The organism is Burkholderia sp. Z1, assembly GCF_014893795.1.
Lineage (GTDB): Bacteria > Pseudomonadota > Gammaproteobacteria > Burkholderiales > Burkholderiaceae > Burkholderia > Burkholderia theae.
This window is the reverse complement of sequence record NZ_JACFYL010000002.1, coordinates 2660224-2681710: the sequence shown is the minus strand read 5'-3', so window position 1 is coordinate 2681710 and position 21487 is coordinate 2660224. Positions and strand designations below refer to the sequence as shown.

The 21487-nt window shown below is 67.9% G+C and carries 21 protein-coding genes; 6 read left to right on the top strand and 15 right to left on the bottom strand.

What is annotated here, in order from left to right:
• The first annotated feature begins 3 nt into the window (after positions 1-3).
• The 3 genes from H3H55_RS28870 to H3H55_RS28860 are packed head-to-tail and all read left to right on the top strand — an operon-like array spanning position 4 to position 4313.
• Complete coding sequence (locus H3H55_RS28870; RefSeq protein ID WP_193101180.1) at positions 4-3051, top strand: DUF802 domain-containing protein; 3048 nt, start codon at positions 4-6, stop codon at positions 3049-3051.
• A 3-nt stretch (positions 3052-3054) separates the two neighbouring features.
• Positions 3055-3699, top strand: coding sequence for an OmpA family protein (locus H3H55_RS28865; protein ID WP_129516685.1), 645 nt, complete (start codon positions 3055-3057; stop codon positions 3697-3699).
• The gene (locus H3H55_RS28860) at positions 3696-4313 is read left to right on the top strand and encodes a DUF2894 domain-containing protein (protein WP_193101179.1); all 618 of its coding nucleotides are present in this window, start codon (positions 3696-3698) and stop codon (positions 4311-4313) included. The genes H3H55_RS28865 and H3H55_RS28860 overlap by 4 nt, the downstream gene beginning before the upstream one ends.
• A 30-nt stretch (positions 4314-4343) precedes the next feature.
• On the opposite strand, the gene H3H55_RS28855 is transcribed toward H3H55_RS28860, so the two are convergent.
• Complete coding sequence (locus H3H55_RS28855; protein ID WP_193101178.1) at positions 4344-4847, bottom strand: DM13 domain-containing protein; 504 nt, start codon at positions 4845-4847, stop codon at positions 4344-4346.
• A 214-nt stretch (positions 4848-5061) separates the two neighbouring features.
• On the opposite strand from H3H55_RS28855, the gene H3H55_RS28850 reads away from it, so the two are divergent.
• The gene (locus H3H55_RS28850) at positions 5062-5367 is read left to right on the top strand and encodes a DUF4148 domain-containing protein (RefSeq protein WP_193101177.1); all 306 of its coding nucleotides are present in this window, start codon (positions 5062-5064) and stop codon (positions 5365-5367) included.
• A 79-nt stretch (positions 5368-5446) separates the two neighbouring features.
• On the opposite strand, the gene H3H55_RS28845 is transcribed toward H3H55_RS28850, so the two are convergent.
• The 5 genes from H3H55_RS28845 to H3H55_RS28825 form a co-directional block, all read right to left on the bottom strand.
• Complete coding sequence (locus tag H3H55_RS28845) at positions 5447-6019, bottom strand: NADPH-dependent FMN reductase (protein ID WP_193101176.1); 573 nt, start codon at positions 6017-6019, stop codon at positions 5447-5449.
• A 54-nt stretch (positions 6020-6073) separates the two neighbouring features.
• Positions 6074-6664, bottom strand: coding sequence for a histone acetyltransferase (locus H3H55_RS28840; protein ID WP_193101175.1), 591 nt, complete (start codon positions 6662-6664; stop codon positions 6074-6076).
• Between the two features lie 526 nt (positions 6665-7190).
• Positions 7191-7688, bottom strand: coding sequence for a GNAT family N-acetyltransferase (locus H3H55_RS28835; protein WP_193101174.1), 498 nt, complete (start codon positions 7686-7688; stop codon positions 7191-7193).
• 97 nt (positions 7689-7785) lie between these two features.
• Positions 7786-9069: an isoprenylcysteine carboxylmethyltransferase family protein gene (locus H3H55_RS28830; protein WP_193101173.1), complete on the bottom strand. Its 1284-nt coding sequence runs from the start codon at positions 9067-9069 to the stop codon at positions 7786-7788.
• 120 nt (positions 9070-9189) lie between these two features.
• Complete coding sequence (locus tag H3H55_RS28825; RefSeq protein WP_193101172.1) at positions 9190-11643, bottom strand: collagen-like triple helix repeat-containing protein; 2454 nt, start codon at positions 11641-11643, stop codon at positions 9190-9192.
• A 360-nt stretch (positions 11644-12003) separates the two neighbouring features.
• Between H3H55_RS28825 and H3H55_RS28820 the strand changes: the two genes are divergently transcribed.
• Complete coding sequence (locus H3H55_RS28820) at positions 12004-12402, top strand: carboxymuconolactone decarboxylase family protein (protein ID WP_059521626.1); 399 nt, start codon at positions 12004-12006, stop codon at positions 12400-12402.
• An 89-nt stretch (positions 12403-12491) separates the two neighbouring features.
• Here H3H55_RS28820 and H3H55_RS28815 read toward each other — a convergent pair whose 3' ends face one another.
• From H3H55_RS28815 to H3H55_RS28805, 3 genes are read right to left on the bottom strand one after another with little or no spacing between them, the layout of a single operon-like run.
• On the bottom strand, positions 12492-13478 hold the full coding sequence (locus H3H55_RS28815; protein ID WP_193101171.1) for an alpha/beta fold hydrolase: 987 nt from the start codon (positions 13476-13478) through the stop codon (positions 12492-12494).
• 7 nt (positions 13479-13485) lie between these two features.
• Positions 13486-15069 carry a flavin-containing monooxygenase gene (locus H3H55_RS28810; protein ID WP_193101170.1) on the bottom strand — a complete coding sequence of 528 codons (1584 nt, stop codon included), beginning with the start codon at positions 15067-15069 and terminating at the stop codon, positions 13486-13488.
• Positions 15066-15968 (bottom strand): SDR family NAD(P)-dependent oxidoreductase, encoded by a 903-nt coding sequence (locus H3H55_RS28805; RefSeq protein WP_193101169.1) that lies wholly within the window; start codon positions 15966-15968, stop codon positions 15066-15068. Before H3H55_RS28805 ends, H3H55_RS28810 begins: the two co-directional genes overlap by 4 nt.
• A gap of 88 nt (positions 15969-16056) precedes the next feature.
• Here H3H55_RS28805 and H3H55_RS28800 point away from each other — a divergent pair, with 88 nt between their 5' ends.
• The gene (locus H3H55_RS28800) at positions 16057-16713 is read left to right on the top strand and encodes a TetR/AcrR family transcriptional regulator (protein WP_193101168.1); all 657 of its coding nucleotides are present in this window, start codon (positions 16057-16059) and stop codon (positions 16711-16713) included.
• A gap of 24 nt (positions 16714-16737) precedes the next feature.
• On the opposite strand, the gene H3H55_RS28795 is transcribed toward H3H55_RS28800, so the two are convergent.
• From H3H55_RS28795 to H3H55_RS28770, 6 genes are all read right to left on the bottom strand, one after another.
• Positions 16738-17067, bottom strand: a complete 330-nt coding sequence (locus tag H3H55_RS28795; RefSeq protein ID WP_193101167.1) for a hypothetical protein — start codon at positions 17065-17067, stop codon at positions 16738-16740.
• 372 nt (positions 17068-17439) lie between these two features.
• Complete coding sequence (locus H3H55_RS28790; protein WP_193101166.1) at positions 17440-18342, bottom strand: LysR substrate-binding domain-containing protein; 903 nt, start codon at positions 18340-18342, stop codon at positions 17440-17442.
• A gap of 78 nt (positions 18343-18420) precedes the next feature.
• Entirely contained in the window at positions 18421-19146 is a 726-nt protein-coding gene (locus H3H55_RS28785) for an amino acid ABC transporter ATP-binding protein (RefSeq protein WP_193101165.1), read from the bottom strand.
• A gap of 41 nt (positions 19147-19187) precedes the next feature.
• Positions 19188-19844: an amino acid ABC transporter permease gene (locus H3H55_RS28780; RefSeq protein WP_193101164.1), complete on the bottom strand. Its 657-nt coding sequence runs from the start codon at positions 19842-19844 to the stop codon at positions 19188-19190.
• Entirely contained in the window at positions 19841-20605 is a 765-nt protein-coding gene (locus H3H55_RS28775) for an amino acid ABC transporter permease (RefSeq protein ID WP_193101163.1), read from the bottom strand. The genes H3H55_RS28780 and H3H55_RS28775 overlap by 4 nt, the downstream gene beginning before the upstream one ends.
• A gap of 43 nt (positions 20606-20648) precedes the next feature.
• Positions 20649-21467: a transporter substrate-binding domain-containing protein gene (locus tag H3H55_RS28770; RefSeq protein WP_193101162.1), complete on the bottom strand. Its 819-nt coding sequence runs from the start codon at positions 21465-21467 to the stop codon at positions 20649-20651.
• Positions 21468-21487 lie beyond the last annotated feature (20 nt).

Sequence of the window (21487 nt, the reverse complement as noted above, 5' to 3'; positions counted from 1 at the left end):
GCTATGTCCAGAATTCGCATTGATCTCGTTGTCTTCGTCGCCGGTTTGCTCGCAGTGTGCTGGATCGGCGTCGGCTATGTCGCGTCGAACCCGCTGGCGTCGGCCGTCACGCTGCTGATCGGCGCGTGCTACGTCGCCGGCGCGTGGGAACTGCTGCGCTACCGGCAGGCGACCGCCACGCTGTCGCGCGCGGTCGCCGGCCTGACCGAGCCGCCCGCGAAGCTCGACACGTGGCTCGACACGCTGCACCCGGGCCTGCGCAGCGCCGTGCGTGCGCGCGTCGAAGGCGCGCGCGTCGCGCTGCCGGGCCCGTCGCTCACGCCTTACCTCGTCGGCCTGCTCGTGCTGCTCGGCATGCTCGGCACGCTGCTCGGGATGGTCGTGACGCTGAAGGGCACGGGCGCCGCGCTTGAAAGCGCGACCGATCTCGACGCGATCCGCGCGTCGCTGATCGCGCCGGTGAAGGGCCTCGGGTTCGCGTTCGGCACGTCGATCGCGGGTGTCGCGACGTCCGCGATGCTCGGGCTGCTGTCCGCGCTCGTGCGCCGCGAGCGGATCGACGCGGCGCAGCAGCTCGACGCGAAGATCGCGACGACGTTGCGCGTGCACTCGTCCGCGCACCAGCGCGACGAATCGTTCCGGCTGCTGCAGCGCCAGGCCGACGTGATGCCGGCGCTGGTCGACCGGCTGCAGACGATGATGACGACGCTCGAGGCGCGCAGCGTCGCGCTGCACGATCGCCAGCTCGACAGCCAGCAGGCGTTTTTCGACCGGACCGAGCGTGCGTACGCGGGCCTTGCGTCGAACGTTGGCGACGCGCTGAAGGAAAGCGCCGCCGAAAGCGCGCGCGTAGCCGGTGCCGCGCTGCAACCGGTCGTCGCGGCGACGATGACGGGGCTCGCGCAGGAGATGGCCGCGCTGCGCGACACCGTGACGGGCGCCGTGCAGCGTCAGCTCGACGGGCTGACGGACGGTTTCGAGAAGACCACCGGCAACGTGACGGCCGTGTGGAACCGCGCGCTCGATGAACAGCGCCGCGCGGGCGACGCCGTTGCGCAGCAACTGCAGACGACGCTCGGCCAGTTCACCGACACGTTCGCGCAGCGTTCGACGGACCTGCTCGACGGCGTCGCGACCCGCCTCGAATCGACCGAAGGCCGCCTGTCGGACGCATGGCGCGATGCGCTGTCGCGCCAGGAGCAGGTCGGCGAGACGCTGGCCGGCCAGCATGCGCGCGCGTTGGGCGAAGCCGCCGCGACGTTCGAGCGGCATTCGGGCGCGGCGCTTGCCGCGATGCGCGAGTCGCACGCGGGGCTGCAGACCGAACTGGCTGCGCGCGACGAACAGCGCCTCACGACGTGGAACGATTCGCTGGCCGCGATGGCCACGAAGCTCGGCGACGAATGGCAGCGTGCGGGTGTGCACAGCGCCGGCCGCCAGCAGGAAATCTGCGACGCACTCGCACAAACGACCCGTGAACTCACCGCACAGGCAACGACCTTCGAACAACGCTCGAACGACCTGCTGTCGACGATCCGCGATTCGCACACGGGCTTGCAAACGCAACTCGCCGCGCGCGACGAAGAACGTCTGTCCGCGTGGAACGACTCGCTGGCCGCGATGGCGACGAAGCTCGGCGACGAATGGCAGCGTGCGGGCGTACATAGCGCCGGCCGTCAGCAGGAAATCTGCGACGCACTCGCACAAACGACCCGCGATCTCACCACGCAGGCTTCAACGTTCGAACAACGCTCGAACGACCTGCTGTCGACGATCCGCGATTCGCACACGGGCCTGCAAACACAACTGGCCGCACGCGACGAAGAACGCCTGTCGACGTGGAACGATTCGCTGGCCGCGATGGCCACGAAGCTTGGCGACGAATGGCAACGCGCGGGCGTGCATAGCGCCGGCCGTCAGCAGAAAATCTGCGACGCACTCGCGCAAACGACGCGTGATCTCACCGCGCAGGCAACGACCTTCGAACAACGTTCGAACGATTTGCTGTCGACGATCCGCGATTCGCATACGGGCTTGCAAACGCAACTCGCCGCACGCGACGAAGAACGCCTGTCCGCGTGGAACGACTCGTTGGCTGCGATGGCGACGAAGCTCGGCGACGAATGGCAGCGTGCAGGCGTGCATAGCGCGGGCCGCCAGCAGGAAATCTGCGATGCGCTCGCACAAACGACACGCGATCTCACCTCGCAGGCAACGACCTTCGAACAACGGTCGAACGACCTGCTGACGACGATCCGCGATTCGCACACGGGCCTGCAGACGCAACTCGCCGCACGCGACGAACAGCGCCTGTCCGCGTGGAACGATTCGCTCGCCGCGATGGCGGCCGCGCTGCGCGACGAATGGGCGCAGACGAGTGCGCAGGCCGCGACGCGCCAGCAGGACATCTGCGACACGCTGGCCCGCACCGCGAACGACATCACCGCGCAGGCGCAGGTGCATGCAAGCGACACGATCAACGAGATCGCGCGCCTCGTGCAGGCCGCGTCGGAGGCGCCGAAGGCCGCGGCCGACGTCGTTGCCGAGTTGCGCCAGCGCCTGTCCGACAGCATGGTGCGCGATACCGCGACGCTCGAGGAACGCAGCCGCCTGCTCGCGACGCTCGAAACGCTGCTCGGCGCGGTCAATCACGCGTCGACCGAACAGCGCACCGCGATCGACGCGCTCGTCAGCACGTCGGCCGACCTGCTCGACCGTGTCGGCGCGCGCTTCAACGACACCGTCGATGCCGAAACGCGCAAGCTCGACTCGGTGGCCGCGCAGGTCACCGCGGGCGCCGTCGAGGTCGCGAGCCTCGGCGATGCGTTCGGGATGGCCGTGCAGGTGTTCGGCGAATCGAACGACAAGCTGCTGAACCATCTGCAGCGCATCGAGGCCGCGCTCGAGAAATCGCTCGCGCGCAGCGACGAGCAGCTCGAGTACTACGTCGCGCAAGCGCGCGAGGTGATCGACCTGAGCATGATGTCGCAGAAGCAGATCGTCGAGGATCTGCAGCAGCTCGCCGGCCGGCGGGCGCCCGTCGGAGCGTAACGCATGCACGACGAAATCGACGGCGGCGCGCCATCCGCGCCGGTGTGGCCCGCGTTCGCCGACCTGATGTCGGTGCTGCTCGGCGCGTTCGTGCTAATCCTCGTCGGCGTGATCGGCATGCAGCTTCAGCTCACGTCGAAGCTCGAGGAAGCCGTGCGCGCGCGCCAGCAGGAAGCGCAGCAGCGCAAGTCGCTCGAACAGGCGCTCGCCGGGCCGCTCGCGGCCGGCCGCGTGACGCTCGTGAACGGCCGTATCGGCATCAGCGGCAACGTGCTGTTCGCGCTGAACTCCGACCAGTTGCAGCCCGCGGGCCGTGACCTGCTCAAGACGCTGGCCGGGCCGCTGGCCGCCTACCTGAAGACGCGCGACGAGATCCTGATGATCAGCGGCTTTGCCGACGACCAGCAGGTGCATGCCGGCAACCGCCAGTTCGCGGACAACTGGGAACTGTCGGCCAAGCGCGCGCTGACCGTCACGCGTGCGCTGATCGATGCCGGCGTGCCGGCGCCGTCGGTGTTCGCGGCCGCGTTCGGCTCCGAACAGCCGGTCAGCTCGAATGCGGACGATGAAGGCCGCGCGAAGAACCGCCGCGTGGAGATCGCGCCGGTGCCGCGCAAGAGCGCATCGAACGGAGGGAAGGCGCAGTGACGGGCGACGCGACGCACGCCCGCGCGACGCTCGACGCATGGCGCGAGCAGGGCGCGGATCGGCTCGATCCCGTGCGCTTTCACCGGATCGACGCACTCGAACGGCGCGCGGCCGCACTCGATGGCGACGCGCGCGGGTTGCTCGACGCGCGGCTGGCGACGCTGATCGAAGGTTTTGCGGCGGTCGTCGCGCGGGCCGATGACGCAGCGGTAGTGAGCGAGACGGCGGAAGCCGCGGCAGATGCGCCGCCGCGCGGCGCGCTTGCCGGGCTCGTCGATCGGCTCGCGCGTGATGCGCAGGCCGACCGGCGCGGGCTCGATCCCGAGCTGGTCGACTACTTCCGCACGATGTGGTCGAAAGTCCGCACGGAACAGCAGTATCGCCAGTCGCTCGACCAGGTGCCGCGCAATGCGGGGCCGCTCAATTCGAACAGCCTCGTGCACCGCTCGCTGGCGACGATGCGCGAGTTGTCGCCGGCCTATCTGCAACAGTTCCTGTCGTACGTCGATGCGCTCGCGTGGCTCGAGGATCTCGCCGGCGGCGGCGCGCAGCCCGAGAAGGAAGCACCGCGCGCGAAGGTGGTGAAGAAGGGCACGCGGAGCAAGAGCCGGTAGCACGACCTCGCACCATTGCAGCCGGGGCAATTACATCGCCACCAGGCCCGACGTCGTTGCGCTTTGATACCGGGCCGCGCTGATGAATTTCGAAAAGCGCTCGCACCAGATCACGACCGTCGTGTATTGCGCGGGATTCACGTCGTCGGGAAGCGGCACGATGAAATTGCCGAAGGTCTTCAGGTCGCCCACGCGTGCGGCACGCGCTTTGATCGCGAGGAACGACGCTCGCGTGTCGACGAATTCCGGAACGAGATAGATCTTGTAGTCGGGCCCCGGCGCGATGTCGCCTTCGAAGGCGATCGACGAGTCGGTGATCGTCAGCTTGCCGTTGGCCCAGTGCAGCGGATCGCTTCCCGGCAGGTCGCGTTCGAAGCGGCCGGTATGTCGGGTGTTTTCGGCGGCCACTTGCAGTTCGACGGCGCTTGCGCCTTCCGATGCCGTCAGGATCGGGAGCACGTAGATGCCCGCTGCGAATGCAACGAGACCCGTCGCGAGATGCGACGCGATCAGTATCCAGATTCTGCTTTTCATATCGGACCCTTTGAACGAGAACAGAGGGTGGCGCGTGGCCACGACCTTGTAGTCGCGCGAGCCGTCGAAATCTGACAGTCGGTCGGCATTCATATGCGTATGCCGTTCGCGTCGGACGCGACGTCGAAAAAATTTCGTCGACGCGTGTCATCTTTGCGCTCGCGGGTCGACTCACTCTCCATCGACAACGTCGTCGATGCTCAGGAGAGATCAGATGAACAAGCTTGCACTGTATGTTCTCGCGACGGTTGCCGCGACCGCTTCCGTTTCCGCATGGGCCGCGCCGCAGTCCACCGTGACGCGCGCGGAGGTCACGGCCGAGCTGGCCGCACTGCACGCGGCCGGCTACCGTCAGACGGGTGAAGATCCGCACTATCCGGCGCGACTGGCGGAAGCGCTGACGAAGATCGGCTCGACCGGTACGTCGGCCGCCGATGCGAGCGGATACGGGACGATGTCGCCGACCGCGAGCGAATCGGGTTCGATTACCCGCGACAATCCGATCTATCGCGGACGATGATTCGGGCCGGACATTGCGCCTGTCGACAGGCGCAATGTCCGATTCATTGGGACTGCGATGCGTTGCCGGATGCGCAACGTCAGTGCGGCGGCTCGCCTTCGGTTATCGCCGCGCCGAGCGCCTGCAATGCTTCGGCCAGCGCCGACGCGAACGGCGGATGCGCGGCGATGCCCGCGGCGTCGAGCTGACTCCCGAGGATCGGCAGCGTGATCGACGCGGGCTCGATGATGTGCGCCGACATCACGGATAACGTTTCCCGCAGCGCTGCGTTCGCATGCGTTGCGCGCGGCGATGCATTCAGCACCGCGACCGGCTTGTGGACGACGGCTTCGCACCCCACGACCCAGTCCAGCGCGTTCTTCATCACGCCGGTTACGCCGTGCGCGTACTCCGGGCTCGCGATCAGCACGCCGTCGGCCGCGTTCAGGCGATCGATCAGGTCGCGCACGGCGGCGGGCGACGGAAATTCGGCATCGGGATTGAACAGCGGGAATTCGCCGAGGCGATCGAAGCGCGTGATGCGCATGCCGCGCGGCGCGACGTGCGCGGCTGCATCGAGCAGCGCGGCGTTGTACGACTGCGACCGGAGGCTGCCGCACAGGGCGACGATGTCGATGCGGCGGTCGGCGTCGGTTCGGGGATCGGTGGTCATCGATGGGCGTTTCGGTTGGCGTGGTGCGCAGCCGCGTCACGCGGACCGGACGGATTATCGCATCGGCGTTCGATCGGCGTCGGCCATCCCGGCCGCGCGTGCGAATGCGCCGATTCCCCATCCGTTGCCGAGCAACAGCCGCCGCGTATGCAGCGCGCCGTGCACGTCGTCGGCGACGGTTTCGCCGAGATAGCGCAGCGCGCGGCCCTCGATATCGACGAAGCCGTGCCGGTAATCCAGCGCGAGCGTGGTCCACAGCTGCGCGGCGCCGACCGACTGGCGCGCGCCGCTGATCAGGCACAGGCCCGCGTCGAGCCCCCAGCGATACAGCGTCGTCGCGAGGCCCTGGCGTTGCGACGAGCCGCGCAGCCGCGTATGCGGCGCGCGCAGGTAGCGGTCCGCGCGGCGCGGGATTTCGGGAAGGCGGTTGAACACCGTGTAGCCGGCGAGCTGGCGCGCGGCCGGATCCTCGATGTACAGGAAGTATTCTCCGTCCGCCTCGCGGTGGCGAACGATCAGGCCCGAGCGGCCGAGCGCGACGGCCGGCAGGCCGTGCAGGCGATGGCCCGGCTGGTGGAGGCGTGCGTGGAGCGTGTCGAGTTCATCGTCGATGTCGTGCTGGGAATGCTGTACGTCGATGCGCATGGCAAAGGTCGCCCGTCCCGGGCGGTTCGAGAAAGGGGTTCATCGCAAAAAGGGAGAGGAATGGGTGCGGCCCCCGGGCTCGGCGAAGCGAGCCGGGGCCGCGAATCAGCTGGGGATGTGCTGGAAACCGGCGGCGATCGCGGCGAGGCCCGCGATGCAGAGTGCGAACAGGATCAGGACTTTGTGGATCACGCCTCTTTCCTCATGAATGCGCGGCGCCGGCGGGCGGCATCGCGGAGACGGTGAGCGGCGGGCACGGCCCGCGCGGCCGTCGTGCGGGACGACGGTCGGGTGTCCGGGCGACGGGGCGCACGCGGACGGCCGGAACCATACGCCAGGCGATCGAGCTGGGCAATCGGACTGGCGGGGAAAAGCGACGAAAAGCGGAGAAAAGCGTTGTTTCGCGACAATTGGCCGCAACGGAGCTGCGTGCGGCGATGCTCGATGCGCGCGAACACGGCGCGTTCGGAGGGCGGCGGGTGCATGGTTGCCACGCACGCCAGCACGTGTTGCGCGAGCGTGACCGTCAGCTCGCCACCGCGCGCTCGTAAAGCGACGCGATATACCCGCTCGCCATCGGCCGCAGCGACACGCGCACGAACCCCAGCGCCTCGTAGTACGCACACAGCCGCGCGTTGCGCGGATCGCAATCGAGCCGCAGAAACGGGCGCCGGCGCGCGCGCACCTGATCGGCGCACCAGTCGATCGCGTGGCGACCGAGCCCGTGGCCGTGGAAGCCGTCACGCACCGAGAGCCGGTGCACGTAGCCGGCGACCGGGTCCTGCGGCCCCCAGTACTCTTCGTCCTGCCACGTCAGCATGAAGATCGCGGCGGCCACGCCGTCCTGCTCGACGATGTGAACATTGCCGTCGTCGAGCATCGGCAGCACGTCGCGCTTGGTTCGTGAGCGGTGTCCCCATGCCATGTCGTCGTGGGCGATCTTGAACGCGATTGCATCGGAGAGGATGCGCGCGACGATCGCCGCGTCGCCGGTGGTAGCCGGTCGTATCGTTTTGCCGTTCATCGTTCGAATCGCGCACCGTCCGTCGGGGAGCGCCATTGTGCGCCGGGGCCGGCGAAACGTCGACACTTGCGCGCCGCCCCGGCCTCCGGCCGATGCGTCAGGCCGGCTGCTGCACCCCGAACGCCTGCCTGATCCGCGCGAACAGCCCGTGCTCAGCGATCCATTCGGCATACGCGCGATAGTCGGGGTCGCGCATCAGGTGGCGTTCTTCCGTCTTCGCGCGCAGGTAATAGATCAGGTTGACCGCGACCAGCGCGGCGCAGTGCATGAGCCCGATCTGCCAGCCGAGCGGCTCGACGAACGGCACCGACACCATCCAGTACGACAGGTTCTTCGTGATGTATGCCGGATGCTTCGTGAAGCGGTACGGGCCCGACGTGATGATCCCGCGATGGGTGAGGTTCGAGAAGCGCAGCCCGAACGAGATCGTCGACAGCGCGTACGTCAGCAGCAACAGGATGATCAGCGCGCCCCAGATCACGCGCAGCGTCGGCGCGGACAGCAGCCAGTTGTCCCAGAACAGCGAGCCTTCGTAGCGGATGTAGTGGCCCGAGATCAGCGACCAGAACGGTTGGTAGCAGATCAGCGCGGCGCCCCAGCCGAGTGCCGTCGGTTCGACCGTGCGCACGTGGCTGTCGAGGATGCGGAACGTGCACAGATAGCCGACGGTGCCGAACATCAGGTCCATCGTGAACGACAGGTCGTACATGAACGTGAAGGTCGCGAGCGACATCGGCGCGCTCATCGCGTGCGCGAGCGACGCGGTCAGATGATCGGCGTCCTTCGACAGATAGACGGTCATCAGCGGCAGGAAGAACGTCTTCACGCCCCAGCCGGCGAGCATCTCGCGCACCGGCTGCCAGCTCGCGGGCTTCTCGCGGCGGAACAGGAAGCGGCCCCACAGCAGGTACGCGTCGTCGGTTTCGCGCTGATGGCGGTCCATCCACATGAAATAGAACGGCGCGGCGACGATCACGTACGGCGCGAGCGCGCGCAGCAGCGACCAGAACGGCAGGTAGAAATCGCCGTGATATTCGGGCAGCAGCCAGTACAGCATCCCGATGCCCGCGTAGATCGACGTGAGCGCGCCGAGCCGTGTCGCGACGCGCGCGAGGCTAAGCGGCCGCACGGCCTGGCGCGACAGCCCCGCGCTCGGGCGCAGGTAGACGCGCGAGATGAGGATTTCGTGCACCGCGATCGTGCCGATGATCGCGAGGCTCGCGATGATCGCGCGCGTCGCGGCGTCGAGGGCCGGCTGATCGCGCGTGAACCACAGCGCGAGGAGCCCGGCCGTGATGCCGAGCAGGCCGGCACGGAACGGTGTGGCGGAACGGGGCGGGCGGTCCTGGACCGCGGCGATGCCGTCGAGCGTGGAATTCATGATCGGATCCTCGTCGGGATGAGGGCCGGCGCCCCCGCTTGGCGGGTGACGCCGGCCGTCGGCCGGGCTTTGTATTGATGCGTGCCCGGCCATTGGCCTGTGGTTCTGGTAGGTAAGACGTTACTTCTTGGTGCCGCCGCCCAGCAGACCGCCGAGGAGGTTCGTCACCGGCGACAGCAGGTTGGCTGCACCACCCGCGGCACCGCCGTTCGAGCTGCCGGTCAGGCCGGCCGCCACGGTGCCGCTGCCGGCCGGTGTCGTCACGGTGCCGGCCGCGCCGCTCGGGGTGACCGTCGCGCCGGCACCGGCGCCGCCGGCCGGCGTCGTCAGCGCGCCCGTCAGCGTGCCGACCGGGCCGCTCGTCAGCAGGCCGCCGAGGGTGCCCGTCACGTTGCCGCCCGGCGTCGTGACCGTGCCGGTGAGGCTTGCGCCGAGCGGCGTCAGCGAGTTGACGAGGTTGGTGACCGGCGCCAGCAGGCCGCCGACGCCCGAGCCACCCGTTCCGCTCGTGCCGCCGGTTCCGCTGGTGCCGCCCGAGCCGAGGCCGCCGAGTGCACCCGTCACGGTACCGAGCAGGCCGGTGACCGGTGCCAGCGGGCCGCCGCCGGTGCCGCTCGTGCCGCCGGTCCCGCTGGTGCCGCTCGAACCGAGGCCGCCGAGTGCGCCGGTCAGCGAGCCGAGCAGGCCCGTGACCGGTCCGAGCGGGCCGCCGCTCGTGCCGCTGGTGCCGCCCGAACCGCTCGAGCTGCCGCCGCCGAGCCCGCCCGTCAGCGTGCCGAGCAGGCCCGTGATCGGGGCGAGCGGGTTGCTGCCGCCCGTGCCGCTGCTGGAGCTGCCTGCGTTGTTGTCGTGGACGAGGCCGCCGGTGGACGTCACCGTATTGCCGAGCTGGGCCACGACGCCGCCGAGACCCGCGCCGAGCGGATTGTCGGTCGCGCCGCCGACCTTCGTGCCGGCGGTGGCGAGGCCGTTGCCGAGCGTGCTCAACAGGCCGTTGAGCGGCGTGCCGAGCAGCGTCACGCCGCCGAGCGTCTGCGTGGCGCCCGGTGTCGTGACGCCGCCGGTCAGCGTGTTCGTGATCGGGTTGATCACCTTGCCGACCTGCGTCTCGAGCTGCTGGACCGGCGAGCTGTTCAGCGCCGTGTTGAGGCCGGACGCGGTCGAGTTGACGGCGCCGCCGACGGTGTTGACGAGATCGCCGACGAGCGTCGTCACGGGCGACAGCGGCGACAGCGGGCCCGAGCCGAGGCTCTTCACCGCGTTGCCGAGGTTGTTGACCGTGCCGCCGGCGCCGGTCAGCAGGCCGGTGGTCGACGTCAGCGTCGGTCCGAGCGGGTTCGCCGACACGCCGATCGAGCCGAGGCCGGCCGCGACACCGTTGCCGAGCGACTGCACGCCGTTGCCGAGGCTCGTGACCGCGTTGCCGATGCTGGTGGCCGTCGTCGGGTTCGTGCCGGGAATCTGCACGCCGCCGATCTGCGCGCCGCCGTTCGCGACCGTCGTGCCGAGTGCCGTCACAAGGTTGCCGGATTTCTGGAGGACATTGCCGAGCGGGGTGACGCCGGTGCCGGAGGTGCCCGAGGTGCCGGAAGTACCCGACGTACCGGAGGTGCCCGAGGTGCCGGAAGTACCCGACGTACCGGAGGTACCCGAGGTGCCAGACGTACCCGAGGTGCCGGAAGTGCCCGAGGTGCCGGAAGTACCCGAGGTGCCGGAAGTACCCGAGGTGCCGGAGGTACCCGAGGTGCCGGAAGTGCCCGACGTGCCAGAGGTACCCGACGTACCGGAAGTGCCCGAGGTGCCGGAAGTGCCCGACGTGCCAGAGGTACCCGACGTACCGGAAGTGCCCGAGGTACCGGAAGTACCCGAGGTACCGGAAGTGCCCGACGTGCCGGAGGTACCCGAGGTGCCGGAAGTGCCCGAGGTACCGGAAGTACCCGAGGTGCCGGAAGTACCCGAGGTGCCGGAAGTACCCGAGGTGCCGGAAGTACCCGAGGTACCGGAAGTGCCCGACGTGCCGGAGGTACCCGAGGTACCGGAAGTACCCGAGGTGCCGGAAGTACCCGAGGTACCGGAAGTACCCGAGGTACCGGAAGTGCCCGAGGTGCCCGAGGTGCCGGAAGTGCCCGAGGTGCCGGAAGTGCCCGAGGTGCCGGAAGTGCCCGACGTGCCGGAAGTGCCCGAGGTGCCAGACGTACCCGACGTACCGGAAGTGCCCGAAGTGCCGGAGGTGCCCGAAGTGCCGGAGGTGCCCGAGGTGCCGGAAGTACCCGACGTGCCGGAAGTGCCCGAGGTGCCAGACGTACCCGAGGTGCCAGACGTACCCGAGGTGCCGGAAGTACCCGACGTACCCGAAGTCCCCGACGTACCCGAAGTCCCCGAACTACCGCCCCCCGACGTCCCCGACGAACCGCCGCCCGACGTGCCGGAAGTCCCCGAACTGCCGCCCGTCCCCGACGTGCTCGGCTTGATCGTCGGCGGGGTCGTCGGTCCGTCGACCGAACCGCAACCATATAGCGCGAGCAGCGACGTGACGGCCATCGTTACCGTCGTCTTCTTGAAAATGTTGTGCATGTTGGCCTCGACATTGGAAGTGTGTCCAAGCCTGCACTGCAAATTCCGCGCCACGACAGGTTCCGCGAAACGGTGTCGCGCTTTGTTGCGAAAATCGGGAATATCAACGCGATTTAAACGCATGAATGACGGTTTCGCGCGGCCGGCGCGTAAGGTGCGTCAGTGCGTACAGGGCGATGTTCCCGTGAGCCGCCGTAACGCGCGGCGCAATGTTACGTAGCGTTCGACATCGCGTCACGCGATCGGCCGCGAACCGAGGGCCGCGTCTTTGACGAAACGCGCCGGCCCCGTGAACATGGCGCGAAATCTCCCGGCCGCCGGCGCCGCCGAAACGGTCACGACCTCACACAGGACACCGACATGAGCGAACAGGACAGGGAATACGGCAAGGCGCGGCGGATCGACGTGATGGGCGAGGCGTTCGTCGAGCGCGCGATGCGCGATCTCGACGGTTTTTCGCGGCCGCTGCAGAACTGGCTGAACGAACACGCGTGGGGCAGCACGTGGCAGCGGGGCGGGATCGACCTGAAGACACGCAGCCTGTGCACGTGCGCGATGCTGGCGGCGCTCGGCCGCAGCACGGAACTGAAAGGTCATATTCGCGGAGCGCTCAACAACGGCGCGAGCCTCGTCGAGATCCGCGAGGTGCTGCTGCACAGCGCGCTGTACGCGGGCGCGCCGGCCGCGGTCGAGGCATTCCGCAGCGCGCGCGAGGTGATCTCGGATCTCGGGCTGTCGGTGCCCGACGACGAAGCCTGATTCCGCCGCAGCGCCGGCGGTCCGGCACGGGATCAGGCCTCGTTTCGTTCCGGCCTGGTGCCTAGTGCTTAGTGCTTGGTGCTTGGTGCTCAGTGCTCGACACGCGCCGCTTGCGCGGCGGCATCGGCCGGCGCGGCGGCGACTTCGAGCAGCCAGTCGGCCGTCGCATCGGCAATCGTGATCGGCAGCATGTGACCGCCTTCGACGACCATCAGCCGCACGCGCGCCGATTTCTTCGCCAGCGCGTCGCCGTGCTCGCGCCAGTTCAGGATCGGATCGGCGCGGCCGTACAGCACGTCGACCGGCAGCGCGAGGTCCGCGTAGCGGCGCTCCATCGCGGGCAGGTCGGCGGGCGCCGACAGCAGGTCGGTCGCCGTCGCATAGAACACGTGCGGCCGCATGCCGAGCAGCCCGCCGCCCTTGACCGGGAAGTCGCGCGGCACGTCTTCCGGCGCGAACACCTGGCGCACGGCCTTGCGGCCGGTCAGGATCGTCAGCGGGATCGCGAAGGTCCACGACACGAAACGGCGCACGAGCGGCGACGGCAGCATCAGCGGCCGGAACGGCGCCGGCGGCTCGGGCTGCTGGTGCGACAGCGGCGCGATCAGCGCGAGCCGGCTCACGCGGTCCGTGTGGTTGAGGCCGACCGCGAGCGCGATCGCGCCGCCGAGCGAATGGCCGACGAGCACGGGCTTGTCGAGCCGCAGCGCGTCGATGAACGCGGCGACCGTGCGGGCCTGCGCGAACACGTTCGCCTGCGAACCCGCGCCGCGGATCGAGCGGCCGGCGCCGGGCCGGTCGATGAGGATCACGCGATGCTGCTGCGCGAGCCGCGTGAGCGGCAGGTATGCGAAGTTGCGCAGTTGCCCCGCGAGCCCGTGCACGAACACGATCGGCGGGCCGTTGCCGTATTCGACGTAGTGGATGCGGTCGCCGCCGATGTCGACGAAACGGCCTTCGGGCGGAAATGCGCGCGTCACGCGACGGGCCACATAACCGGAAAACAGCACGAGCGCGGCGAGCACCGCGACGACGCCGAGCAGCACGTTCTGGATCAGATGAAGCGTATGGGTCATGTCGGTCTCACCGGGTTTCGAGTGCGGGTTCGGCAACCGGCGCGGTGGCGGCCGGGCCGGCTTTCGCGCGGCGTTCGAAATGCATCGCCGAATCGGCGAGCGCGCTGAACTTCAGCGATGCGAGATCGAGCACGTAGTTCTGATGGAATTTCCACGGCTTGCGGTGGCCCTGCTTCGGCAGGATGCCGGCCGCGCGCTGGATGTAACCCGAGCTCAGGTTGACGGCCGGCACGTCGCCGAGATCGCCGGCCCCGAGCCGCGGCACGCACGTGTCGTAACCGTTCGCGCGCATGTGGTTGAGCAGCCGGCACACGTAGCGCGCGATCAGCTCGGCCTTCAGTGTCCACGACGCGTTCGTGTAGCCGAACGACGACGCGAGGTTCGGCACGTCGCTGTACATCATCCCCTTGTACGACACGGTGTCGGGCAGGTCGACCGCGCGGCCGTCGACCGTGACACGCGCGCCGCCGAGCATCTTCACCTTCAGCCCGGTCGCGGTGACGATCACGTCCGCGTCGAGCTGCTGGCCGCTCTTCAGCTTGAGGCCGGTCGGCGTGAAGCGCTCGATCTCGTCGGTGACGATCGACGCGCGGCCCGCGCGGATCGACTTGAACAGGTCGCCGTTCGGCACGAGGCACACACGCTGGTCCCACGGCATGTAGCGTGGCGTCAGGTGCTTCGCGACGTCGAAGCCGGGGCCGAGCTGCTTGCCGGCCGCGCGGATGATGAACTTCTTCGTTTGATCGGGTTTGCGGCGCGACACGTTGTACAGGTACATCGTCAGCAGCACGTTCTTCACACGCACGAGCCGGTGCGCGAGCCGCGACGGCAGCACGCGGCGCAGCGCGTTCGCGATCTTGTCGCGTGCGGGCAGCGACACGATGTAGGTCGGCGAGCGCTGCAGCATCGTCACGTGCTGCGCGTCGGTCGCCATCGACGGCACGAGCGTGACGGCCGTCGCGCCGCTGCCGATCACGACGACGCGCCGGTTCGCGTATGACAGATCCTTCGGCCAGTGCTGCGGATGCACGAGCTTGCCCTCGAACGTGTCCATGCCGGGCCAGTCGGGCCGGTAGCCGGCGTCGTAGTCGTAGTAGCCGCTGCACATGAACAGGAAACGGCAGGTATAGACGAGTGTGTCGGCCGCGCCGTCGCGCGTGCGCTCGATGCGTACCGTCCAGCGCGCGCGGTTCGAATCCCAGTCGGCCGCGACGACCTTCTGGCCGTAGCGGATCGTCTTGTCGATGCCGTAGGTGCGTGCGGTGTCGCGGATGTAGTCGAGGATCGTCTGGCCGTCCGAGATCGCCTTGTCGCTATGCCACGGGCGGAAGCTGTAGCCGAGCGTGAACATGTCGGAATCCGAACGGACGCCCGGATAGCGGAACAGGTCCCAGGTGCCGCCGCTCGCCTCGCGCGCCTCGACGATCGCGACGCTCGCATGCGGGCAGCGCTGCTTCAGGTGGTACGCGGCGCCGATGCCGGACAGGCCGGCGCCGACGATCAGCACGTCGAGGTCGCGGTTGTCGCCGTCGTCGCGGCGGGCGCCGGGGGCGGGCGGCGCGTCGCGCCGGTCGGTCGTCGTCGAGGTCATGCGGGATCCTTGGTCGGCGTGGTCGGGAGTGCGGCCGGGGCGTGGGTGCGTTCGAGGTTGCGTGCGCGGGCGCGGCGCACGTAGCGCAGCATCAGCCGCTGGTAACCGGCGCCGAGCACGCGTGCGATCCGGTCGAGACGGCGCGCGTCGGCGCCGACGAGCACGCGGCGCGCATTCCGCTCGACGCCCGCGAGAATCTGCCGCGCGGCATCGTCGGCCGTCGTTGCGTTGATCAGGCGGTTCGCCTGCCGGCGATGGGTCGCTTCGTCCTGGCCCGTGAGCGCGTGGATGCTGGTATCGACGCGGCTCGCGTCGACGATGTTCGTCGCGACGCCGCCCGGATGCACGCAGGTCGCGCTCACCGGCGCGCCGTCGAGTTCGAGCTCCATCCGCAGCGCCTCGGTGAAGCCGCGCACCGCGAACTTGGTTGCGTTGTACGCGCTTTGCGTCGGCATCGCGACGAGCCCGAACAGGCTGGACGTGTTGACGACGTGCCCGTCGCCCGACGCGCGCAGATGCGGCAGGAACGCCTGCGTGCCGTGCACGACGCCCCAGAAGTTGATGCCGACGATCCATTCGAGATCGGCGATGCGCGCGGTCTCGGCGCTGGCGGCCAGCGACACCCCCGCGTTGTTGAAGACCAGGTTGACCTTGCCGTGTTCGGCGCGGACGAATTCGGCCCACGCGAACACCGCGTCGCGGTCGGCGACGTCGAGCCGCCGCGTGCTCACGCGCACGCCGTGCTGCGCACAGGCGGCCGCCGTGCCGGCGAGCCCGACATCGTTGACGTCGGCGAGCGCGACCGCGCAGCCGCGCCGCGCGAGCTCGACCGCGAGGCTGCGGCCCATGCCCGAACCGGCGCCCGTGATCGCGGCGACTTTCCCGGAAAACCCCTTCATCCGTCGTTCCTCCCGTTCCGCTTGCGCTGCGCCAGCGGCGCGTCTATTGTGGTGTTGGTCGTCACCACTTTAGTTTTCGGGTGTCCTGATGTCAAATAGCGGAATGGAGAAAGCACTCGAAACGGAAAAACGGGGCCGGTCGTATGGCGGCGTGGCGCCCGAGGTGCGTGCCGCCGAGCGGCGCGATGCGTTGATCCGCGCGGCGACGCGCGTGTTCGGCACGGTCGGGTTCCGCAAGGCGACCGTGCGGTCGATCTGCCAGGAAGCGAAGCTGAACGATCGCTATTTTTATGCGGCGTTCGCCAGCACCGAGGATTTGCTGCGCTGCACCTACCTGCATCACGCGCAACAACTGCATGACGCGGTCGCACAGGCGGTCGCCGCGCGCGGCGGCGATCTGCGCGAGAGCGTCGACGCGGGGCTTGCCGCGTTCTTCGCGTTCCTGCGCGACCCGTGCGCGGCGCGCGTGCTGTTGCTCGAGGTGATGGGCGTGAGCCCGGACACCGACATGACCTACCAGCGCATGCTGATCGACTTCGGCAAGCTGATCATGGCGATCGGCGCGCCGGGCGAAGCGACGACGCCCGCGGAGCGCACCGAGCAGCGGCTGATCGGGCTCGCGCTCGTCGGCGCGATGACGAACGTCGGCGCGGCGTGGCTGCTCACCGACTATCGCGACCCGGAAGCGCAGATGGTGGCGAGTTGCAGGAAGGTGCTGCTGGGGACGTTGAGGGAGATCGGGTAATCGGCAGGCATTGCACCGTTCGCGTCACCGCCCGGCAATGGCAGGCTGAAAATGAAAAAAAGCGACAACTGCACGGCGCACTGGACGCTGCGTCGTTTGCTTGTGCGATTTAATCGTCTTTTGAGTAAATAAAAAGGCGGTCGATTTTTGGTTGAAAAGCGGATGTCGGGAGGTCGTCATTTTTAATTTCGGTTCCATGTGGCGATGAATTGATGCAATCAATGTGGAGCGAATTAAAAAGCAGCGCAATGCGAGAATATGCTCGCATTGCGCCGATCGTGGCGCAAATCCTTTGCGCCCCAGGCACGCTCGATCAGGAACCCGTATATCCGCCACGCGTTCAGCCATCACCATCCCAGCACCACTCGGTCGTCGAGCCCCCACTGATCGCGTCGACACGAATCGACGGTGTGGTTCCCGATGAAATTGGGGCGGCTTACATTTCAAACTCCTTGATTGATTTAATGAGTCGGAGAATTGAAGTGCTTCGGCAAGCGCAGGTCAGCGAATTGCCATGAACAAGTTTAGAGGATAAACCGCAAATTAAATATCGGAATGTTTGGATTCAATAATCTCGTTTATTCACTGTTGCGGAGCGGTTCGAAAGCGAACTGGAAGCGTGGGGGAATCGCCGCATGCCGGCATTGCGCGGGCCGGATCCGGTCGGGCGCGCCGGGCGGCCGTATGCGGCACGCAAGCGCTTGCGTGCCGTGCCGATGAGCCGGCTCACGCGGGCCGATTGAAAACGGAGGTCTGGCGCTCGCGTTCGCCCGTGATCCAGTCGCCGAACAGCTGGATCTTCTGCTGCTGCTCGGCGCCGCCCGGATACACGAAGTAGTAGCCCATCCCGGTCGGCAGCGACACGTCGAACGGCGTCACGAGCCGGTGCGCCGCCACGCTTTCGTCGACGAGCGTCCGGTCGCCGATCGCGATGCCGTAGCCGTCGATCGCCGCGTGGGTGGCGAGGTCGAGCGTCTCGAAGCTCAATCCGCGCGTCGAGTCGACGTGCGGTGCGCCCGCATGGTCGAGCCACCGTTTCCAGTCGCGGTGATCGCGGGTCGGATGCAGCAGCGTATGGTCGGCCAGGTCGTCGACGCTTGAAAGCGGATGCCGGTTCAGCAGGTCCGGCGAGCATACCGGCGTGAGCCGCTCTTCGAACAGCGGGATCGCATGCATGTCGGGGCCGGCGCCGGGGGCGTAGATCACCGCGGCGTCGAACGGCTCCATGCGGAAATCGACGTGATGGCCCCAGGTCGTCGTGATCTGCACCTGGAGTTCCGGGTGCTCGGACTGAAACCGCATGATCCGCGGCAACATCCACTGCATCATGCAGGTCGGCACCTTCAGCGCAAGCTCGGTGCGCCGGCGCGACAGGCGCATCGACACCTCTTCGATGCGCGCAAAGCTCTCGCGCACCGTCGGTAACAGCAGTTCGCCTTCCGCCGTCAGCGTCAGTCCCTTTGGCGTGCGCTTGAACAGCGGGAATTGGTAGAACGCCTCCAGCGCGAGGATCTGCCGGCTCACCGCACCCTGCGTCAGGCACAGCTGTTCGGCGGCGCGCGTGAAGCTGCCGTGGCGGGCGACGATGTCGAAGATCTGCAGCGCGTTGAGGGAAGGCAGTCGTTTCATCGGAAAGGCCGGCATGGAACGGGCGATCGGAAGGGGCGGGTGCGGCGCGTCGTGCGGCACGACGCGTCGCGGCAGCGTTCAGTGCAGGATCTTCGCGAGGAAGTCCTTCGCGCGTTCCGATTTCGGATTCGAGAAGAAATCGTCCTTGCGGTCGTCCTCGACGATCGCGCCCTTGTCCATGAAGATCACGCGATGCGCGACCTTCTTCGCGAAGCCCATCTCGTGCGTGACGACCATCATCGTCATCCCTTCCTGCGCGAGCTCGACCATCACGTCGAGCACTTCGTTGATCATCTCGGGATCGAGCGCGGACGTCGGTTCGTCGAACAGCATCGCGATCGGGTCCATCGACAGCGCGCGCGCGATCGCGACACGCTGCTGCTGGCCACCCGACAGCTGGCCCGGGAACTTGTGCGCATGCGCCTTCAGGCCGACGCGATCCAGCAGCTTCATGCCCTTCTCGTTCGCCTCGTCCTTGCCGCGGCCGAGCACCTTGACCTGCGCGAGCGTCAGGTTCTCGGTGATCGACAGGTGCGGGAACAGCTCGAAATGCTGGAACACCATCCCGACCTTCGAGCGCAGCTTCGACAGGTTCGTCTTCTTGTCGCCGACCGACTGGCCGTTCACCAGGATCTCGCCCTGCTGGAACGGCTCGAGGCCGTTCACGGTCTTGATCAGCGTCGACTTGCCGGAGCCCGACGGGCCGCACACGACGACCACTTCGCCCTTCCTGACCGCGGTCGTGCAGTCGGTGAGGACCTGAAACTGGCCGTACCACTTCGAAACGTTGCTGATGGAAATCATGGGGGATACCTGCATCGTAATGAGGCGCGCGCGGCGCCGGTTCAGCGTGCCTTCGCGACGCGGTAGCGGCGTTCGAGCACGCGGGCGTACCACGTCAACGGGAAGCACATCGCGAAGTAGAGCAGCGCGACCATCGCGTAGATCGGAAACGGCTTGAACACCGCGTTGGTGATGATGTTGCCGGTCTTCGTGAGTTCGGTCAGCCCGATGATCGACGTCAGCGCCGTGCTTTTCACCGCCTGCACGAGAAAGCCGACGGTCGGCGGCAGCGCGATTTTCCATGCCTGCGGCCACACCGCATAACGGAGTTGTTGCGTCCACGTCATGCCGAGGCTGGCCGCCGCACTCCACTGGCCGCGCGGCACGGCGTCGACGCAGCCGCGCCAGATGTCGGCCAGGTACGCGCTCGCGTTCAACGTCAATACGACCGATGCGGCGACCCACGGCGTCACGTCGATGCCGATCAGCGGCAGTCCGAAGAAACCGAGGAACAGCTGCATCAGCAACGGCGTGCCCTGGAACAGCTCGACGTACAGGCTCACGAAGCGGCGCAGCGCCGGCACCGGCGAGATGCGCATCGCGAGCAGCACGAACCCGGCGACGCTGCCGCCGACGAACGTGATCAGCGACAGCAGCATGGTCCAGCGCGCGGCCAGCAGCAGGTTCCACGCAATATCCTGGAAGGTGAATTCGATCATCGGGCACGCTCCGTCGGGAGGCCGGTTTCAGGGGAACGCGCGCGCCACGTAAAGCGGGCGACGCACGAGCGGCGCGGTGCGGCGGCCGCACTATTTGGCGCGCGGCCCGCGAACAGCCGGCGGCCGGCGCGATTGAGCAGCATGCGCAACGCGATCGACAGCAGCAGGTAGATCGCAGTCACGACGATGTAGATCTCGAACGCACGGAAATTGCGCGACTGGATGAAGTTCGCCGCATAGGTCAGGTCGGGCACCGAGATCTGCGACACGACGGCCGAGCCGAGCATCACGATCAGCACCTGCCCGAGCAGCGCGGGGTACACGTTCGCGAGCGCCTGCGGCAGCACGACCTGGCCGAACACCTGCCGGCCGTGCAGCCCGAGCGCGCGCGCGGCCTGCGTTTGCCCGTGCGGCACCGATTCGATGCCGGCCCGCAGGATCTCGACCGCATACGCGCCCAGGTTGACCGTCATCGCCAGCACGGCCGCCTGCGCTTCGTCGATGTGCACACCGATCCCGGGCAGCCCGAAGAAGATGAAGAACAGCTGGACCAGGAACGGCGTATTGCGGATCAGCTCGACGTAGGCCGCGACGAGCGTGCGTGCCCAGCGCGGGCCGGCGAGCGCGGCCCACGCGCCGGCGGTGCCGATCAGGCCGCCGAGCGCGGTGGAGGCCGCGGTGAGGCCGAGCGTCACGCCGATCCCGCGCGCGAGCATGCCGGCGTAGAGGCCGAAATCGCTGAAGTCGAACACGTAGGTCATGACGATACCTTTCGTCGTGAATGCGGGGCGGGCGCGGCGCGCATCACAGGTCGGCCGGCAGTGCCGCGTGCAGCCACTTCTGCGACAGCGTGTTCAGCGTGCCGCTTTTCTTCGCGCCGGCGATCGCATCATTGACCTTCTGCATCAGGCGCGGCTCGTTCTTGTTCAGGCCGACGTGATCGGGCGAGCTGAACAGCGAGAACTTCTGCTCCGGATCGATCGACGGATGGCGCGCGATGATCGTCGCGCCGACGTCGTTGCCGACCACGAGCAGTTGCGCCTGCCCCGACAGGAACGCCGCGATCGCGCCGTTCGGATCGTCGAAGCGCTTGATCGTCGCGTTCGGCGGCGCGACCTTGCTCACGCTCAGGTCCTCGAGCGTGCCGCGCGCGACCGCGACCGACTTGCCGGCGAGATCGGCGGTGCGTTTCACGGCGAGCGATTTCGGGCCGAATACCGCGAGATAGTACGGCGCATACGCGTTCGAGAAATCGATCACCTTCGCGCGCTCCGGCGTCTGGCCGACCGACAGCAGCATGTCGGTCTTGCGGTCGGCGAGATACGCCATCCGGTTGTCGCCGGTGACCTGCACGAGCTCGACCTTCGCGTTGAGCGCCTTGCCGATCAGCGTCGCCATGTCGATGTCGTAACCTTGCGGCTTCATGTCGGGGCCGATCGAGCCGAACGGCGGGTAGTCCTCGAACACGCCGATGCGCACGACGCCGGATTTCGCGATCGTGTCGAGTGCGTCGGCATGCGCGAGCGGCGCGACGGCGGCGAGACCCGCCGCGCAGGTGCAGACGAGGGCGGTGCGGGCGAGCAGGCGTCGCACGAGACGGTGGGCTTGGGTCGATGCGTTCATGGTGGAGTCCTTGTTGCTGC

Coding starts and splice junctions, on each gene's coding strand:
- H3H55_RS28870 (WP_193101180.1), top strand. CDS start 4: ATGTCCAGAATTCGCATTGATCTCGTTGTCTTCGTCGCCGGTTTGCTC.
- H3H55_RS28865 (WP_129516685.1), top strand. CDS start 3,055: ATGCACGACGAAATCGACGGCGGCGCGCCATCCGCGCCGGTGTGGCCC.
- H3H55_RS28855 (WP_193101178.1), bottom strand. CDS start 4,847: ATGAAAAGCAGAATCTGGATACTGATCGCGTCGCATCTCGCGACGGGT.
- H3H55_RS28850 (WP_193101177.1), top strand. CDS start 5,062: ATGAACAAGCTTGCACTGTATGTTCTCGCGACGGTTGCCGCGACCGCT.
- H3H55_RS28845 (WP_193101176.1), bottom strand. CDS start 6,019: ATGACCACCGATCCCCGAACCGACGCCGACCGCCGCATCGACATCGTC.
- H3H55_RS28840 (WP_193101175.1), bottom strand. CDS start 6,664: ATGCGCATCGACGTACAGCATTCCCAGCACGACATCGACGATGAACTC.
- H3H55_RS28835 (WP_193101174.1), bottom strand. CDS start 7,688: ATGAACGGCAAAACGATACGACCGGCTACCACCGGCGACGCGGCGATC.
- H3H55_RS28830 (WP_193101173.1), bottom strand. CDS start 9,069: ATGAATTCCACGCTCGACGGCATCGCCGCGGTCCAGGACCGCCCGCCC.
- H3H55_RS28825 (WP_193101172.1), bottom strand. CDS start 11,643: ATGCACAACATTTTCAAGAAGACGACGGTAACGATGGCCGTCACGTCG.
- H3H55_RS28820 (WP_059521626.1), top strand. CDS start 12,004: ATGAGCGAACAGGACAGGGAATACGGCAAGGCGCGGCGGATCGACGTG.
- H3H55_RS28815 (WP_193101171.1), bottom strand. CDS start 13,478: ATGACCCATACGCTTCATCTGATCCAGAACGTGCTGCTCGGCGTCGTC.
- H3H55_RS28810 (WP_193101170.1), bottom strand. CDS start 15,069: ATGACCTCGACGACGACCGACCGGCGCGACGCGCCGCCCGCCCCCGGC.
- H3H55_RS28805 (WP_193101169.1), bottom strand. CDS start 15,968: ATGAAGGGGTTTTCCGGGAAAGTCGCCGCGATCACGGGCGCCGGTTCG.
- H3H55_RS28800 (WP_193101168.1), top strand. CDS start 16,057: ATGTCAAATAGCGGAATGGAGAAAGCACTCGAAACGGAAAAACGGGGC.
- H3H55_RS28795 (WP_193101167.1), bottom strand. CDS start 17,067: ATGGTGATGGCTGAACGCGTGGCGGATATACGGGTTCCTGATCGAGCG.
- H3H55_RS28790 (WP_193101166.1), bottom strand. CDS start 18,342: ATGAAACGACTGCCTTCCCTCAACGCGCTGCAGATCTTCGACATCGTC.
- H3H55_RS28785 (WP_193101165.1), bottom strand. CDS start 19,146: ATGATTTCCATCAGCAACGTTTCGAAGTGGTACGGCCAGTTTCAGGTC.
- H3H55_RS28780 (WP_193101164.1), bottom strand. CDS start 19,844: ATGATCGAATTCACCTTCCAGGATATTGCGTGGAACCTGCTGCTGGCC.
- H3H55_RS28775 (WP_193101163.1), bottom strand. CDS start 20,605: ATGACCTACGTGTTCGACTTCAGCGATTTCGGCCTCTACGCCGGCATG.
- H3H55_RS28770 (WP_193101162.1), bottom strand. CDS start 21,467: ATGAACGCATCGACCCAAGCCCACCGTCTCGTGCGACGCCTGCTCGCC.